This window comes from Salinisphaera orenii subsp. halophila YIM 95161, from assembly GCF_003732545.1.
GTDB classification, from domain to species: domain Bacteria; phylum Pseudomonadota; class Gammaproteobacteria; order Nevskiales; family Salinisphaeraceae; genus Salinisphaera; species Salinisphaera orenii_A.
In genome coordinates this window covers 24,926-41,031 of record NZ_AYKF01000066.1, presented here as the reverse complement: position 1 = coordinate 41,031, position 16,106 = coordinate 24,926, and the positions used below count along the sequence as shown (strand labels likewise).

12 protein-coding genes are annotated in these 16,106 nt (G+C 56.0%); 8 read left to right on the top strand and 4 right to left on the bottom strand.

Going from position 1 to position 16,106, the window contains the following annotated elements; genetic code table 11:
- Positions 1–12 precede the first annotated feature (12 nt).
- On the top strand, positions 13–2,301 hold the full coding sequence (locus tag SAHL_RS04925; RefSeq protein WP_123590289.1) for a polysaccharide biosynthesis tyrosine autokinase: 2,289 nt from the start codon (positions 13–15) through the stop codon (positions 2,299–2,301).
- A gap of 169 nt (positions 2,302–2,470) precedes the next feature.
- Positions 2,471–4,315, top strand: a complete 1,845-nt coding sequence (locus SAHL_RS04920) for an ABC transporter ATP-binding protein (protein WP_123590288.1) — start codon at positions 2,471–2,473, stop codon at positions 4,313–4,315.
- A gap of 28 nt (positions 4,316–4,343) precedes the next feature.
- On the opposite strand, the gene SAHL_RS04915 is transcribed toward SAHL_RS04920, so the two are convergent.
- Positions 4,344–5,228, bottom strand: coding sequence for a sulfotransferase family 2 domain-containing protein (locus tag SAHL_RS04915; protein ID WP_123590287.1), 885 nt, complete (start codon positions 5,226–5,228; stop codon positions 4,344–4,346).
- A gap of 87 nt (positions 5,229–5,315) precedes the next feature.
- On the opposite strand from SAHL_RS04915, the gene SAHL_RS17490 reads away from it, so the two are divergent.
- The 3 genes from SAHL_RS17490 (at position 5,316) to SAHL_RS04905 (ending at position 9,386) form a co-directional block, all read left to right on the top strand.
- Entirely contained in the window at positions 5,316–6,089 is a 774-nt protein-coding gene (locus tag SAHL_RS17490; RefSeq protein WP_148045491.1) for a sulfotransferase, read from the top strand.
- Positions 6,090–6,673: 584 nt separating this feature from the next.
- A complete protein-coding gene (locus tag SAHL_RS04910; protein ID WP_184947385.1) occupies positions 6,674–8,191 on the top strand; it encodes an asparagine synthase-related protein in 1,518 nt (505 codons plus the stop codon).
- Positions 8,178–9,386, top strand: coding sequence for a PLP-dependent transferase (locus SAHL_RS04905; protein ID WP_123590285.1), 1,209 nt, complete (start codon positions 8,178–8,180; stop codon positions 9,384–9,386). The genes SAHL_RS04910 and SAHL_RS04905 overlap by 14 nt, the downstream gene beginning before the upstream one ends.
- A gap of 38 nt (positions 9,387–9,424) precedes the next feature.
- On the opposite strand, the gene SAHL_RS04900 is transcribed toward SAHL_RS04905, so the two are convergent.
- From SAHL_RS04900 to SAHL_RS04890, 3 genes are all read right to left on the bottom strand, one after another.
- Entirely contained in the window at positions 9,425–10,444 is a 1,020-nt protein-coding gene (locus SAHL_RS04900) for a glycosyltransferase family 2 protein (RefSeq protein WP_123590284.1), read from the bottom strand.
- Positions 10,445–10,519: 75 nt separating this feature from the next.
- Entirely contained in the window at positions 10,520–11,719 is a 1,200-nt protein-coding gene (locus SAHL_RS04895; RefSeq protein ID WP_148045490.1) for a glycosyltransferase, read from the bottom strand.
- Between the two features lie 60 nt (positions 11,720–11,779).
- Positions 11,780–12,646 carry a hypothetical protein gene (locus SAHL_RS04890; RefSeq protein WP_123590282.1) on the bottom strand — a complete coding sequence of 289 codons (867 nt, stop codon included), beginning with the start codon at positions 12,644–12,646 and terminating at the stop codon, positions 11,780–11,782.
- Positions 12,647–12,973: 327 nt separating this feature from the next.
- On the opposite strand from SAHL_RS04890, the gene SAHL_RS04885 reads away from it, so the two are divergent.
- The 3 genes from SAHL_RS04885 (at position 12,974) to SAHL_RS04875 (ending at position 16,071) form a co-directional block, all read left to right on the top strand.
- A complete protein-coding gene (locus tag SAHL_RS04885; protein WP_123590281.1) occupies positions 12,974–14,146 on the top strand; it encodes a glycosyltransferase family 4 protein in 1,173 nt (390 codons plus the stop codon).
- 288 nt (positions 14,147–14,434) lie between these two features.
- Positions 14,435–15,154: an O-methyltransferase gene (locus SAHL_RS04880; protein ID WP_184947383.1), complete on the top strand. Its 720-nt coding sequence runs from the start codon at positions 14,435–14,437 to the stop codon at positions 15,152–15,154.
- Positions 15,155–15,216: 62 nt separating this feature from the next.
- Complete coding sequence (locus SAHL_RS04875; RefSeq protein WP_123590279.1) at positions 15,217–16,071, top strand: hypothetical protein; 855 nt, start codon at positions 15,217–15,219, stop codon at positions 16,069–16,071.
- Positions 16,072–16,106 lie beyond the last annotated feature (35 nt).

The following is a 16,106-nucleotide window of genomic DNA, read 5'->3' as shown; positions in this document are numbered from 1 at the left end:
ACTACTGAACGTATGCAAGACACACATACCGGCACTGCGAACCTGCCTTCGCAGAACACTTCCGCCTCCAGCGACGGCTACGAATCCGAAGTCAGTCTGCCGCGCCTATGGGGATTTCTGCGCAGCGGACGCTGGACAATCGCGGCGTTCGTGCTGGCGGCGGTACTGCTGGGTGTCTTTTACTTGCTGACGACGCCGTCGATCTACCGTACGGACGCGCTGGTTGAGATACAGCCGGAAAGCACGTCGCCGCTGGATAGTTTAACCGGCGATCTATCGCAGCTCACTGGCGGTGGAAGCAAGAGCCCGGCCCAGGCCCAGATCAGTATCATGCGGTCACGGTCCGTGGTCGGGAAGGCCGTGAATGATCTCGGGCTGATCATCAGCACATCTGCCAACCACTTCCCCTATATCGGCGGGATGATCGCAGGTAGCCGTGAACCGCAGCCGGCGGCGGGGACGGCAGTCGATGAGGACGCGGGATCTTGGTTCTCCAATTTTGCCTGGTCGCCGGTCAGTATCTCGGTTTCCCGCTTTGAAGTGCCCGATTCGCTGAAGGGAAAAAATTTCACGCTGCGGGCGCTCGGCGGCGGCAAGTTCGTGCTGTTCGGCCCCGAGGGCGAGCGCCTGCTCGAGGGTCAGACCGGCGAACAGGCGACGGGCCGCACGTCGGAGGGCGGCGACATCGAGCTTTTCGTGCGTGACCTGATGGTCTCGAGTCCGCCCACCGAATTCTCGGTCAAACGCAACCACTGGCTCTCGGTCGCGGACTCGCTGGCGGGAAGCCTGCAGGTCGCCGAACAGGGTGAGCGAACCGGCATTGTCGAGATCGCAATGACGGGCAGCAATCCGAGCAGCATCACCGAGAAAGTGAATGCTGTGCTACAGCATTATGTTCGACAAAACGTCGAAGCGAAGTCCCAGGAAGCTGAACAGAGTATTCAGTTTCTCGAGAAGAAGCTTCCCGAGGTCAAATCCGAATTGGATGCTGCTGAGGCCAGGTTGGCCTCGTATAAAACGAATAACCAGGCAGTCGATCTGACGTCCGAAGGGCAGGCATTGCTGGATCGGGCATCGTCAATCGAGGATCGGCGTGCGCAGCTGGAAATGCGGATGGCCGAGTTGCGTCAGCAATATACAGCCGACCATCCGACGATGCAGGCCGCGCGCGAGCAGCTGCAGCAACTGAATCAGGCGCGCCAGGATCTCGAAGGGCGGGTTAACCAGCTTCCGGAAGAGCAGAAGGACACGCTGCGATTGCAGCGCGATGTCGAAGTCAACACCCAGCTCTATACCGGGCTACTCAATCGCTTGCAGGAGCTGCGGGTTGTGAAGGCCGGCACGGTCGGTAACGTCCGCATCATTGACCAAGCCGAACGTCCCGTCAGCCCGATCAGTCCGAAAGTGTCGCTGGTGATGATGCTGTCTGTAGTGCTGGGTCTGGTGCTGGGCTGCGGCTATGTGTTACTCCGAATCGCCATGCGCCGTGGCGTCAGTGATCCCCAGGAAATCGAGAACCGCATCGGCGTGCCGGTTTATGCTGTCGTACCGTTCAGTGGATGGCTGGCGCGGCAGACAGCCCGAGCCCAGCGCCGCCGTCAACCGGTGCCGATCCTCGCGCGGGATCACGGGATGGACGTCTCGGTGGAAGCTCTGCGCAGTCTGCGGACTAGCCTTTACTTCGCGCAGATGGACGCGAACAGCAGCACCATACTCATTACCGGGCCGGCGCCTGGCGTAGGCAAATCGTTCATCAGCAGCAACCTCGCGTATCTTGTCGCCGATACCGGCAAGAGCGTGGTGGTGGTGGATGCGGACATGCGTCGTGGCCGCCTTCACGAGTTCCTGGATAACGAGCGCGAGCCGGGCCTCTCGCAGGTGATAACCGGTCAGGTGCCCTTGGATGACGCCTTGCGTCCGCTGGGCGACACGGGCGTGACCATGTTGACGAGCGGTCAGATACCTCCGAACCCTTCGGAGCTGTTGATGCGCGCCGAGTTCTCGCAGTTGCTCGAGGAGCTCGATCGCAGATTCGACCTGGTGCTTATCGATGCGCCGCCGATTCTCGCCGTCACGGATGCTGCCGTCATCGCAGGCGCCAAGGAGGGAATCATCACGTTCATGATCACGCGCGCCGGCATGCACCCGATTTCGGAGATCGAAGAAGCCATGCGGCGCATGAGTCGATCGGAACGCAAGGTTGCCGGTGTGGTATTCAATGGTTACCGGCAAGTCCACGCTGACTACGGCGGAGGTGATCGGCACTATCAGTACGAATACAAAAGTCAGAGCGGCAAATGATGCCCTCTTAGGCGGATGACCGATCCATCGCAGCTGCCGCGCCGCACGACATTATTGAGTTGCGACGATCCGTCGGAACTCGCGTGCGGCGCGCATGTTTGCCCGGCGCATTGTTTTGTAGCGCTCTTCCTGAATTCAACAGTCGCGCGTTTCGAATAGCGCAGGTTATATGCTCAAATCCTTCGCAGAGATCCTGGCGTTGTTCTCGACTGCTGAGAGGCGTCGATTCACATGGGTTATGTTTGCCATGCTCATGATGGGCGTGTTGCAGGTCGTCGGCGTTGGCGTGATTCTTCCTTTTGTATCCCTGCTGTCACAGTCCACTGGTCTGCCCGACAATACGCTGCTGCGATGGGTTTACGAGATTCTCGGCTTCGAGTCGAGATCCATGTTCGTAATGTTTGTCGGTGCGCTGTTGCTGATCGTGCTGGTCGGTAGCAATCTGTTTACAGCGTTCACGATTTGGTTGATGACGCATTTTGCCTGGGGGGTGCAGCACCGCATATCGGGTCGACTTCTAGCCGCCTACTTGCGTCAGCCGTACGAAAAATTTCTCAACCGCAATTCCGCGGATATCGGGAAGAATATTCTTCAGGAATCGCAGCAGTTCGCAAATGGCGTCCTGATGCCTTTGCTTCAAGCCACTGCGTTCGGCATCACGGTCGTTTTTATCGTTGGGTTCCTGGTCTGGCTGAATCCTGTAATGGCGATCGCTGTCGCTGTAATTTTTGCCTTTGCCTATTGCATGGTCTATCTCACCATCCGCAGATCGTTGCTGCGGATCGGCGATCAGCGTATGCGAGCCAACAGTCAGCGCTTCAAGGCGGTCAGCGAAGCCTTTGGAAGCATAAAAGAAGTCAAGGTCTGTGGTCGGGAGGAGGCGTTTTTGAGACGCTACGAGCCCGCCGCAGAATCGTTTGCGCGAGCAAATGCAAAGAATCAGGTTTTCAGTCAGATACCAAAGTTCATCATCGAGAGCATTGCATTCGGCACGGTGATGCTGGTTCTGCTCTACCTGCTTAGTTCAGGCTATGACATGCAGGCAGTTCTGCCGACTGTGAGTGCATTTGTAGTCGCGGCGTACCGCCTTTTGCCAGCTTTGCAGCAGGTGTATCAGGGTGTTGCGAAGTGGCGGTTCAATCAACCGGTGTTGAACACGCTGGTCGCGGATGTTTCAGATAGCATCGCGAATAGCGGGAACGCCGATGCGTCGCGGTCGGCAAATCGCCCATCGTCCGACAGTGCGTCCGTGGATGCGCGCGCCAAAATGCCGTTTGAAAGAGAAGTGCGACTGGCGTCTCTCACGTACAGTTATCCCGGCGCAGATCGAGCGTCGCTGGCTGGCATCGACATGACTATACCTCGAAACAGCTTCGTGGCTTTGACGGGCACTACGGGCGCCGGCAAAACCACGCTGGCGGACATAATTCTCGGTTTGCTCGAACCGACAGGAGGACAACTCCTGGTTGATGACGTGCCGATCGACTCGCGGAACCGTTCGGCATGGCAGGCAAATCTAGGTTACGTGCCTCAGGACATCTACCTGACCGACAGTTCCATTGCTAGCAATATTGCATACGGCCTGGCCGCCGCTCAGATTAACCTGGCCGCCGTCGAACGTGCCGCCCGTATTGCCAATATCCATGAGTTCATAGTCGACCGATTGCCTCACGGCTATGAGACTGTGGTCGGCGAACGGGGTGTCCGTATGTCGGGCGGCCAGCGGCAGAGAATCGGCATTGCGCGAGCGTTGTATCATGACCCGAAAGTCATTGTTTTGGACGAGGCGACGTCGGCCCTCGATAATACAACTGAAAAGGCCATTGTGAACGAATTGGATGCCATGCGCGGTGGCCGAACACTTATTGTGATCGCGCATCGCCTTACGACGGTCGAAAAGTGTAATCGCGTATTTATGCTTCAAGACGGCCGGATTGCGGCCTGCGGATCTTATTCCGATCTGGTGCAAGCGGACAATTCTTTTAGCAGGCTGGCCTCCGGAGAGGCGAGTTGATACTCGAGAATTTCTGATTTTATTGTTTTTACCGGTAACGCTTAAAGTAAGCTTCTTTATCGAGCGCTTGAACTTTTAGAAAAATTGAAATATCCGATTTGTAAAGTTTGGCTGCACGTTCAAGTGTTGCTGGCTGTTTGAAGAACTCTTGAGCAGGCGGGTAACGGTCGCAAAGGCGCAAGTCGGAGGCAGGCATATCTGCGATATTTCGGTTGCTTCCGGACGGCAGAGGTTTTGTATAAGGCGTCCGTTTAGGGCTGCGTGCGGTAAACGAATGTGTTCTGAGTCCGCGTGATTTCAAAAAATCGAGAACATCTGGAATATTTTCCATAGTCCCGTAGTAGTCGAATGGTATTCGATTCAGAAAAATCCATTGTGCCCTATAATGCTTGTCCACTAGAAAAGGAGATGTCTTTTCCAGATAGCGCAATAGCTGACTAAAACTCAAGGTGTCGCGATCGACTTTTACGCCGAGTGTTTGGCTTATTTCATTAAAAAAACCGTCGGAATGATAGGCTTTTCCCCTTCTTTCATCATGCCGAGACATCCGAGCGCTGTTCACCACCTTGTCCAGATATGCGCTTACGAGACGTGCAAGCGGATCTCTTAGGATGACGAACTTGGTATATCCTTTGTCACGCAGGATTGTCGCCGAAGTGGCAGTAAGCTCACCTTTCTTAGCTGTTCGAGATAGATATTCGTTGGCTGTCTCTAGCTCGGGAACATAGTCGAACGCGACGGGATGATTGTATAGAAAAAGCGATTTGAAATAGGAATTGGCATTTTTGGGTATGCTTAAGTATATAAGTTTATGTTTTTCGGAAACCCAAAAATTTCCGTCATAAGGCGGTTTGTTCTGAGCTATTCGTTTTGCCCGTGATATATGATGCCGAAATAACGATCCAACCCACATCCCCGCAGCTCTCCCTGTTTTTGTGTGCTTTTGGATTGTGCACTATTTTAGTGTTTGCGTGATCCTGACGTCAATATAGGATTAATTTTGCGACAACAAAAGATATTTTGTGTTGGCCTTGGCAAAACCGGAACTACAACATTTGGCGCCTGCATGCAGGAGCTGGGTTTTCGGCATCTGACAGGGCCGTATCTATCAGGTGCTTATCTTGCCAAGCGTCGGATGCCCGCTGCATTGATTGAATTGGCGCGTGATTTTCAATCATTTGACGACTATCCATGGCCGCTCGTTTATCAGGAGTTACACGAGGAGTTCCCGAATGCTCGATTCGTGCTCACGCGTCGCACGAATACTGAGGTGTGGCTGGAAAGCATGCGCAAACATCACGATCGATACGGCCCGACGGAAACCTGGGAACTCGTATTCGGCGCGCGGGATCCCCATTCGACGCCTGATCCATTCGTGGAATTCTATGAGCGACACAATGACGCCGTGCGGCGTTTTTTTGCCGACAAGCCGGGACGGTTCTCCGAACTATGCTGGGAGGAGGGCGACGGCTGGGACGAGCTGTTTTCGTCCGTCGGAATAGCGCGCGACTCCAGGCCCGACGCAGCACCGCTTCGGGCTAGTAATGATTCGAGTCAGGTCGATGATGAGCGTATATTAGGGCGTCTAGCGAAACGCGGCCAGTTACCTCATGCGCTTTGGTATGCGTCGACCAAGTCGGCGGATCATGAAAAAGCGCTTGGCTATTTGGATCACGAGGTGATCAATACCGGGATCGAGCCCTGTCGGCGTTTCTCATTCCCAAAGCGCGTTTTAAGGTCGCTTCGACGCCGTGTTAAAAATCGCTTCGACTGATCGTTAATCGCTCTCATCGAGGCGTCCGTCCGTGCTTGGACTAGCGCGTTGTCCAATCGAGTGTGAGTGGGCAAGACCGGTATTACATAGCAAGTCGGCTCGGCAAGAACTCCTGCTGCGGTCGATATGATGGGTCCATGGAGTGGACCTAGCATGTAGTGTAATCATGGCTTCGCCAGCTAACCCGGCCATCTGCAATTCGAGTTACTGGTAGCACAGGCAAGTTCGGTTCAGTCGCACTGTGGTTGATCGACGTCAATTCCTAATTTCTAACGTCACGCAAATTGAACTTAATGCTCGACTTTCTCTATACGCCAGAGCTCGGTCAGTCGACGTGCCTTTCCGACAAGTTGCGGAATATATATCCCGACGACCGGGGCGATGTCCATGCCCTTCAGGGTGATTGGGGGTGTCTTGCTTTTTATGTAGCCTCGTGGTCGCCAAGCGAGTTCGTTGACGACGGGCATTTTATTGCTGTCGTGATCGGGAGGCCGCGGTTCAGCTGGAGCTCTGGAAACGAGGCGTGTGGCGTCGGTGAGAATTGTCGCGCCCAACGACTTTTGCGGCGCTGGCGGCTGGGCCATATGCAGTGGGATGAGGATCTGGACGGCCCTTTCGCGGCTGTATTCGTCGATCAGCGAAAACGTACAGTCACGGTAGTCACCGACTTGATGGCCTTTATTCCGGTTTACGAGGGACGTCACAATCGAGGCTCCGTGGTCGGTACCCACGTTGATGCGGTGGGGGCTCTTGCAAACTCATGTGAGCTGGATCATGTCTCGATGGCGGAATTCCTTGTAAGCGGTGTCGTGACGTACCCTTACTCGTGCTATCGAGAGGTTAGGCAGCTGCCGCCGGCAGCGATCGCGACATATCCGGGATCCGGAGAGCGCACGCTGGTTACGTACTGGATCCCGGAAGAAACCCCAAGCCCGAAGTATAGTTTCGGAAGATGCGCGAAATGGTTACGGTTGGCACTCAAGGAATCCGCGAGGGCCTCGTTTTCGGATGGTGACAGACCCACTGTACTCGTCAGTGCTGGTGAAGATTCGCGTGCCGTGCTTGGCGCAATGCCTGGAGGAGGGCATTGCGACGCGGTTGTGTTTGCTGATGACGTTACCCGTGAAACCGAGATAGCCGCCACGGTCAGTGCCGCCTATGGTGCTCGTTTCACTCTGGCCAAGCGCTCACCAACGCAGTACATTGATAACATCGACGCCGCGTGCTCGTTGATTGGCTCGAATTCTCAGTTCTTTCAGGCTCACTCGTTAGGGGTGGCCGAGAAATATAAGCTTTCTCAAGCGCCTGTAGTATTGGGCGGGTTCGGAGCTGACAGATTGCTCAAGGGCATACATTCGCCTCACAGAAAGACCACGCGAGAGTTGATACTTCCTGCTTGGTTTCAGTCTGATACGTCTATCGATGACAGACAGAGCGACCAGGTGCTACACGGAATCGATTCGGCCGCATGGAAGGTGCTTAAGCCGGAGATTCGAAGTGCGATTATTGAGCGGCGAAATTCGCATCGCCGCAGAATTTCTCAGTTTCGCCAGGCCGACAGTGTCGAGGAATGGGCACGAATGTGGCCATCGAGTATGGCGTCGGGCTCGTCGCACTATACGTCGAATCGGCGATTGATGGCTATTCACGAACCTTTTTTCTCTAAAAGAATAGTGAAGCTGGCCTCCGAAATCCCATTTGACTGGAAGATCAATCGACGTATCTTTCTGGCTGCAATGAAGCCATATCTCGGTAAAACTAAGCGCGTGCCTAACGGCAAGGGTTTTTACCCGTACTACGGGCTGGTTGTGAATCGCGTTTTGCTCCCGCGGCTCCAGGCCGTAGCAAGTCGCGTTCGCGGCGAAGAGCGTGTACGCTCGAAGCACATTGTCTGGGCCGATTGGTCCAAGCTGGTAAAAACGGAAAAATGGCGCAAGGAGAGTTCGCGAAGATGGTTGGCGTCGTCATACCGAGTCGGTATTCTTGAACAAAACTCTCTTGATATATCGATGCAAGATTTCGATATCAGAACGAAACTCAATGTCATTCAGCTTGGAACTATTTTCAACAGCTTAACGGAGCCCGTTGATGGCGGATCATGAATCGTCGCGCCCTCGATCCGTAACTGGGTTGCTCAACGACGCGCATTACTCTGCAGGAAGTTCGTTGGGGGCGCCTGACGGCATTTCGCTGCAGGGTGAGCCTCTCGTGCCGTCACTCAACCTGTCTTCGGCATACGCATTCAAATCGCTCGATAGCTTGGGTGCATATCACGAAGACAAGTTCAATTCCGTTCGCTACGCTCGCGACGCCAGTCTGATTGTTCTTCAGCTCGAAAGCTATTTTGAAAAACTGCTCGGTTCTGATGTCGTCCTCTTCAACTCGGGTATGTCGGCAATTGATGCAGCGTTTCGGTCCGTTCTAAAGAAAAACTCAAAAATATATACTATTGGGTCGTTCTATAGAAAGACTGCTGTTCTGCTTTCCGATTTTTCGGAAAGATTCGACGTTTACACAGAAAACGTCAGCAATCAGTCGGAGCTGATGCGTCACGCGACCGATGCGTCAGGTGTGGTCGTTTTCGTGGAAAGCCCCTCCAACCCCTTTTTAAGACTGATGGACCTGGAGGCTATCCGCAGCCAATTCCCGAATGCCGTAATCATCTACGACAATACTTTTCAGGGGTTAGTGAATGATAAGGGCCAGGCTGAATTCGCGGATATCATTGTCGGGTCGTGCACCAAGTACATCGGCGGTCACAACGATTTGCTTGCCGGTTACGTCAGTTGCGCCGATAGTGAAATTTATCAAAAGATTTGGTCGGCGAGGTCCAGTTTCGGTGGCATTCTGGACAACTTGAGTGCCTATCTGCTTTTTCGCAGTCTGCGAACATACGATATACGTATCGCTAAAGGGCTGGAAAACTGCTTGCAAGTTATCAATTTTCTCGAAAAAAGCAGCGCCGTGGTCGATATTTACTACCCCGGGCGTAACGCGAATAGGGATCAGGCGGAGCTGTTGGAGCGCACGCAATTTCACGGTGGCTCCGTAGTTACCTTCAGAGTTGAAGAGAGCGTTCAGCTTGAAGATAAATTCAATCGATTGAATTCGACTAAAATGGCGCCTAGTTTTGGTTCAGTGGACACCCTAATCGAAATACCGGCCTACATGAGTCACTGGGGTAAGACGCTTGAGGAGTTACAGGAGCTTGGCCTGGATTTCCGTACCGTGCGTTTGTCGGTCGGAAACGAGCCGGTTAGTTACATTCTCGATGATTTGAGAATTCTCCTCGAGTAACTCAAGGCGCGCCGGGTCGCCAGCTCACTGATGGATATTTAGCGTCGGATCAGTGTTTCCGGCTTTTGCATATCGAATTTACTTATCTTGCGTCGCAGCAGGGATTTGATGGCTTCGTGTCGGCCATTGGAGACCGTTGTGGTTTTCGCGATAGCATTGATCCCGACCGACCGAAGTGTAACCCGTTCGCGAATTGCCAAATCTGCGAGAATATTCGCGGATTCATGATCGTCGTGGTACAAATACCATAACGCGTACCTGGCGAGATTGTCGGCTGCAGTTTTCGTTCTTGCACGATACATTGGTGCTTGGTCACTAAAAATATCGACAAGGTCATAGCCCTTCTGCATGCGCATTTGTGCGCATTCGCGGGCGAAATGGGACAGTTGTTTCTGCATTATCGATTTTCGTAGCGACGCTTTGACGCCCTGCGCGTATATCCGGCGCTCGTAAAGCATCGTCTGCACGATGCCGAAATCGCCGAGCATGCTCATTCGAAGCCACAGGTCGCGGTCCTGAGCGTATCGAAAAGCGGAACGATACCCGCCGACCTTCTGGTGGATCTCTTTCCGGAACATGACTTCGCCGCCAGATAGAAAGTTGCGTGGGGCAAGGAAGTCGCGGTGGTTGAGGCGCTCGGGCTTGTCGTCGTTGAGTTTTTCCCTCGTGGTGCCGCCGTTGTCCTGCACCATCAGGTCTTCGGTAAAGCACCCCACGCCGACGAGCGAAGGTTCGGCGTCGAGAGCGCGGGATTGCTCCTGCAAGCGGTCCGGGCGCGATGCGTCGCCGGCATCATGAACCGCGATATAAGGGCCGCGGGCGAGGCTGATGGCGTGATTCAGTGCTCCCGGCGCGCCCGTATTTGTCTGATGGACGACGGTTACGCGCTCGGATCGGTAGCGGTCGAGTTCCATGGCGACCTCGGGAGACGTGCTGCCATCGTTGACAACGATCACCTCGTAGTCCTCGAAATTCTGGGATAGCAGGGCGTCAAGTGTTATCCGAACGGCTTCGGGGCGCTCATGCCAAGCGCAACATACTGAAACTTTAGGGCGCATAGATCGAGTTACCCAGTGATCCTGTCAGTGGTGGTGCGTACCTGTATATCATCCTGGCACGGCATCGCGCCGACCTTATAGGTCGGAAAGGAAGTCGTTGAACTGGTGGACGACGTGAGATTGCTGAAAATTATCGCGCGCGCACGTGACGGCACGCCCCGACATTTGCTGACGCATTCGGGAGTCGTGCACCAGGGTGGATACCGCGCTAACGAACCCGGGTTCGTCGTGTGGACCAATGAGCATGCCGGTTTGTCCATCTTGCACAGCCTCGTCGACTCCCGCCACATCGGTCGAGATCACGGGCAAGCCGCAGGCCATGGCCTCGATTATCACTCGCGGGAACGCTTCGCCGTCGGGTTCGGACGTCAGGATCAAAATGTCGGAATCGCGCATGAGTTCAGGAATGTCCTGGCGATGGCCTAGGACATGCAGGTTCGAGGCGACACCGGCGGCACTGAAGATCTCGTTCAAAGCTTGTGTCGTCTGTCCATTGTCGCGGTCTTCTCCCGCGATCACGAACCGCACTGGCACGTCGCTTCGACGTATGACTTCCGAGAGGCATCGTGCGGCCCATAACGGGCGCTTACGCGGTATCAGGTTGCCTACAAACAACACGATCACGTCATCGTCAGCGGCTTCTATCTCCCGGCGAAGCCGATCCTCGCGACAATCATCGGTATCGAAGAACGTGGCGCGCACGCCGTTACGTATGGTCGTGTGTGGCGGCAAGGGTAGGTCGGCATAAGACGACGCGACTGCGTTGGCGGCGAATACGATTCGAGACGAAAGCCTTGTGCGTACGCTGTCATAGCGGGTACGCCGGCAGCCGCGAACATACCAGACCACAGGAACCTGAGCTGTTCGCGCGGCCAGAGCCCACGGAATGAGTCCACTCTTGGTGTTGAGTGTGACGACATCCGGTCGGAACTGGCGGATGACTCGGAGGGCGCTACCGGCGGCTCGTGCGGCGTGCGCCGCTCGCCCGAGTCTGAACTTGCTGAGTCTGACGTCTGGTGTGCCGAGATTCGACGCCGTGAGCACTTCTAGGCCGGAATCTTCGAAGAGCTTGCGGCTCATCGTGCTTCGATCCAGTGCGATGCCCGCGTGCCAGGCGAATTCGTTCGCGAGGCCCTGCGCCAATAGCATGGCCGACATTTGGGCGCCACCGATGCCGTTACCGGGTAGCGGCATCAGTATTCTTTTTGCGGTGAATGCGGCGGCCGTGCTCATGACGGTCGATGACAAATCATGCTGGAGGAATGCGTTGGCCACGTACTGCCGTATTGAGTCATGTCGTGAGGGCTCGTGCGAAAGCGCAGACGAGGACGTCAATCAGCGATGGTGTTGGCGAGAGACCGGCCACGCTGCGCCCTTCAGGAGCGCAAACCCTACCAGAACGAGTAGTAGCGGAAGCACGTATTTCAGCACGGCCGTCGAGCGCTCGACATGAGCGAGAACATCTGCCGTCCAGACGAAGCGCGCACCTTCGGGGTAGGACACGAACGAGTTGTTCGCCTGCGAAGCGATGATCGGGATCAGGTTGCGTTGATTCGGCTGCGCGTAGGCGCTTTCCAGCAGGTCCGACCTTTCAGCCAGATCGTCGACGCTGGCGATACTGCCGTCTTCCGTTCGTGCGATCACTTCCTGGTCGGGATCGAACATGTGCCAGGCGCCGTCGTACCATGCTTCCATGACGACATGCCCGTCGAGCCCGACATGCCGGACCTTGATTCCTTCCTGCCGAGCCAGTGTCAGGAGCAGGTACGACGATTGGCTGCAGATCAGCGAATGCCCGCCGGCCACCATGCGTTCCGGGTCGCGTATGACCGAGAAATTTCTGTTCAGCAGGCCGGCTGCGGCCAGAATCCAGTTGCTGAAGATGGTGTAGCGGGCGCCGTCGCTGTGACTGAATCGCGTGGTCGTCGTCTCGAAGAGCGCTAGCATTTGCGCCTCCGAGGTGGCCGATTCGAAATCATCGAGCCGTGTACGAGCATCGTGCCTGAGAGCCGCAAGGCTGCGCTCACGCGTGACCTTCTCCGGATCGAAGGACTCCCAGCTTCTGGGTGCGTCGTTCGAATACTGCCCGAGGGGGGTGAAGTCCCCGAGCAGCGATAAGGCAATCAGTACGGTACCGATGCTGCCCGCGAGGTAACCGATAGCGCGGCGTCGTTTCGCCGAGGCCCGCAGCGTCATCGGCATAACGATAGCTGAGCGCTATCTCTTGTCAGAGCCGTCGATGCCGGCCGATCCAGGCAGGGCGAACGTTCAGTCATTATGTTCGTCGTTCTGATGCGTCTGTATTGCTGCTGACAGCAAATCATCGGCTGAATCACCGCCCTCAACCGATGACACAAGCCCCTGCTGTGGGACAGGCAATCGCGTGATAATGGCGGCTTTGACTATAGTCGATCGCAGTCGTGACGCCGATTTTCACTTCATGTTTAATAGCGTACCATTAACTGGTTAACCTGCCCATACGGTGCGAAGGATCTTGGGATGCATTAACACGAATCGGCGCCGCCGGGCATGGCGGGCGTGTCCGCCGTCGTATCGTGGTCATCGGTGAAGGTCGCACTCGTGATTTCGTCGCTTGCCGGGGGCGGGGCGGAGCGGGTGTTGAGCGTTCTGGCGAGTGGCCTCGCTGAACGCGGCCACCAAGTGTGGCTGCTGACGCTGGATCGCTCGGAGAACGATGTCTATCCGCTGTCGTCGGCTGTCAATCGAGTCGGCCTCGATCTGCTGCGGCCCGCGCATTCGATGCCAGCCGCTGTAATCAACAACGTCACCCGCATCCGAGTCCTTCGAAAAGCGCTCGCCCGGACGCGCGCCGAGGTTGTCGTGAGTTTCATGACGAGCACCAATGTGTTGGCGCGACTGGCGACACTTGGGTTGAGCAAACCGCTGATCGCCTCCGAGCGCAACGAACCCGAGCACCAGTCGCTCGGCCGAGCCTGGCGAATGCTTCGGCGACACGTCGTGTCGCGATCGGAGTTGGTCGTGGTGCAGACGGATCGCATCGCCGACTGGTGGCGTGAACACATACCCGGCGTGGATGTCGCGGTCGTGCCGAATCCCGTGCAGGTCGATGCCGATACGTCTCCGGACGCCGCCACTCGTAACGTGTTGGCGTGGGCGGATGGCCGTCGCATCGTCCTCGCTGCGGGTCGGCTGGTGCGTCAGAAAGGATTCGACCTTCTGATAGAGGCATTTTCTCGTTTGCGGCCGGATCGAGAACGAAGCTGGTGTCTGGTCATTCTCGGCGAAGGCGAAGAGCGTAGCCACCTTGAACACGTCGTGGAAGCGCGCGATTGCAACGACAGTGTGCTGCTGCCCGGTTTTTCGTCGACGCCACATGCGTTGATGCGCAGTGCGGACATTTTCGCTTTATCGTCTCGTTTCGAAGGCATGCCGAACGTCGTGCTCGAGGCGATGCGCTGCGGCCTGCCCGTAATCAGTTACGACTGTCCGACAGGGCCGGCCGAGCTGATCAGCCATGGCCAGACCGGTGTGCTGGTGCCCGCTGAGGATGTGTCGGGGTTTTCAGAAGCTCTCGAGGCTCTCATGCATGATCAGTCATATCGGAAACGGCTGGGCGACCGCGCCAAGGCGGGATCGGTGCAATGGGATCTGCACGGGGTGCTCGATCAATGGGAAACGGTTTTCGATAATGTTCGACGTGCTCCGCCCCCCGGGCTCTGACTGCATAGGCCGAAACCACGGGATGAGTTCGGCTCGTGCAGTGCAGATACCGGCCGGTGCTGGAGCCACGGATGCGGGCGGACGCTACGGAGTGTCCGTCAATCCCGTGAGCACTGGCTTTTGGCCGGGCGTCCTGAAAGCGCAGGTCGTTCGTGTCCCGCCATCGGTTTCCCTTCGCGGCCGGCGGTGGTACAGCGAATTGGTCACTCGGTTTCAATATAATTAATTGTTTCAATGAAAATTTCCAACATACTAAGACAAGCGATCAGACCGTCCCGGTCCCGCGTGATGCTCAAGAAGCTGTACAAGCGCATCAATGATACGAGAGGTGAACGCTCGGCTACCGAGAACTACAAGTGGCTGCGAGAGAATCGGCGGTCGTTTTCGGCATTTGCGGAATCCATCGACCAAGCTCTCTGGCGTGAAAGCGAGACAGTGGCTCGTCGCATAACGGAAGCGGCGGATGCCAGGCTCCGCGAAGTCGAATACGATCTCGGCGGTGGCGGCGTCTATCCGCTGCTCTATTTCATCACTCGGCTGATGCGACCGACTGTCGTGGTCGAAACCGGAGTCGCGGCTGGCTATTCTTCCGCTGCATTCCTGGAGGCACTTGAAGCCAACGCCCACGGCGAGCTCTACAGTAGCGACTTCCCGTATTTCAGGATCCCCGATCCGGAGCGCTATATCGGTATCGTCGTGGATGACTCGGTGAAGCATCGATGGCATCTCTACGTCGAGGGTGATGAAAACAACCTGAGAGCGATCGTGGATGAAGTTCCGGCGATCGACCTGTTTCACTACGACTCGGACAAGTCGTATTCCGGGCGCGAGCAGGCCTGGGACCAAGTACGGGCCAGGCTGGCGTCGAATGCTGTCGTGCTTTTCGACGATATTCAGGATAATTCATTCTTCATGGACTTCGTGGGTAGGGAAGGACGTGAGGATTGGTATGTTTTCGAGTTCAACGACAAATACATTGGGCTTGTCGGCACGCTAAAGCGAGAATGATCGCCGCTGCCGCCTTGCCCGTACTTCACTCTATTTCCAAATAAGACCCGGTCGCTTAGTGCATGTTCAAGAAAGTGATTTTTGTGCTTTGTCCCAGTTTCCACGGCGCGACACTGCTGGCGCGTCTGCTGGGAGCCCATCCTGCGATCACGGCGCTCGGTGATACGTATCCTAAGCAGCATCTGCCGGAAAACTGTGGCTGCGGAAAACAGGTGCGTGACTGCCCGTTCTGGCAGCGCGTGGACCGTGAAGTAACCACACGCGTGGAGCCTGACGCGTTCTATCGTGGCTGGGTCCAGCCGCCCGGCGGGAGCGACACGGTCGGGCGCCTGTCTTACTTATTGCAGTCGCCGCAATCGCTGCGGCGCCGCATCGCAGCCGCGGATCAGCGCCGTTTCGTTTCTCAATACAGGGAGTTCCTGCGTGGCGTGGAAAGCGGCCAGCAAGACGAGTCACGTGTTTTCGTGGATGGCGTCAAGAACATAGCGCGGGTCAAGGCGTTTCTCGCTTTCGCCCCCGAACTCGTGGGCGGCATCATTCATCTCGCCGGGGACGCGGGCGATTTCGCGAAGTCGAGATCCAAGAAGCAGCCGGGGAAAATCCAATTCGTGCAAAGTATCGCGAGTTGGCGGGCGTATCATCTCCTCGCCGCGCGTCTCGAGCGAGAAGCCCCTTACATCAGGGTTTCTTACGATGATCTTGCGAACGAAACACAAACGGTGCTCGATGGTATTTTCGAATTCGTTGGCGAGCGCGGTGCTCTTGTTGACGAATTGGCGGCAAACAAATCGAACCTGCACTTCGTTGGGAATGCGAAGTTGCGTGATTTCAGCGGCGAGATAAGACCCAGTCGACACCGGCTGTCGACAGCAGAAAGCCTCGTGGCTCGCACGGGCACCGCATTTTCGAGCTTCTGACGGGGGATGGCTTTGTATTCGAGAAATGCATCGTG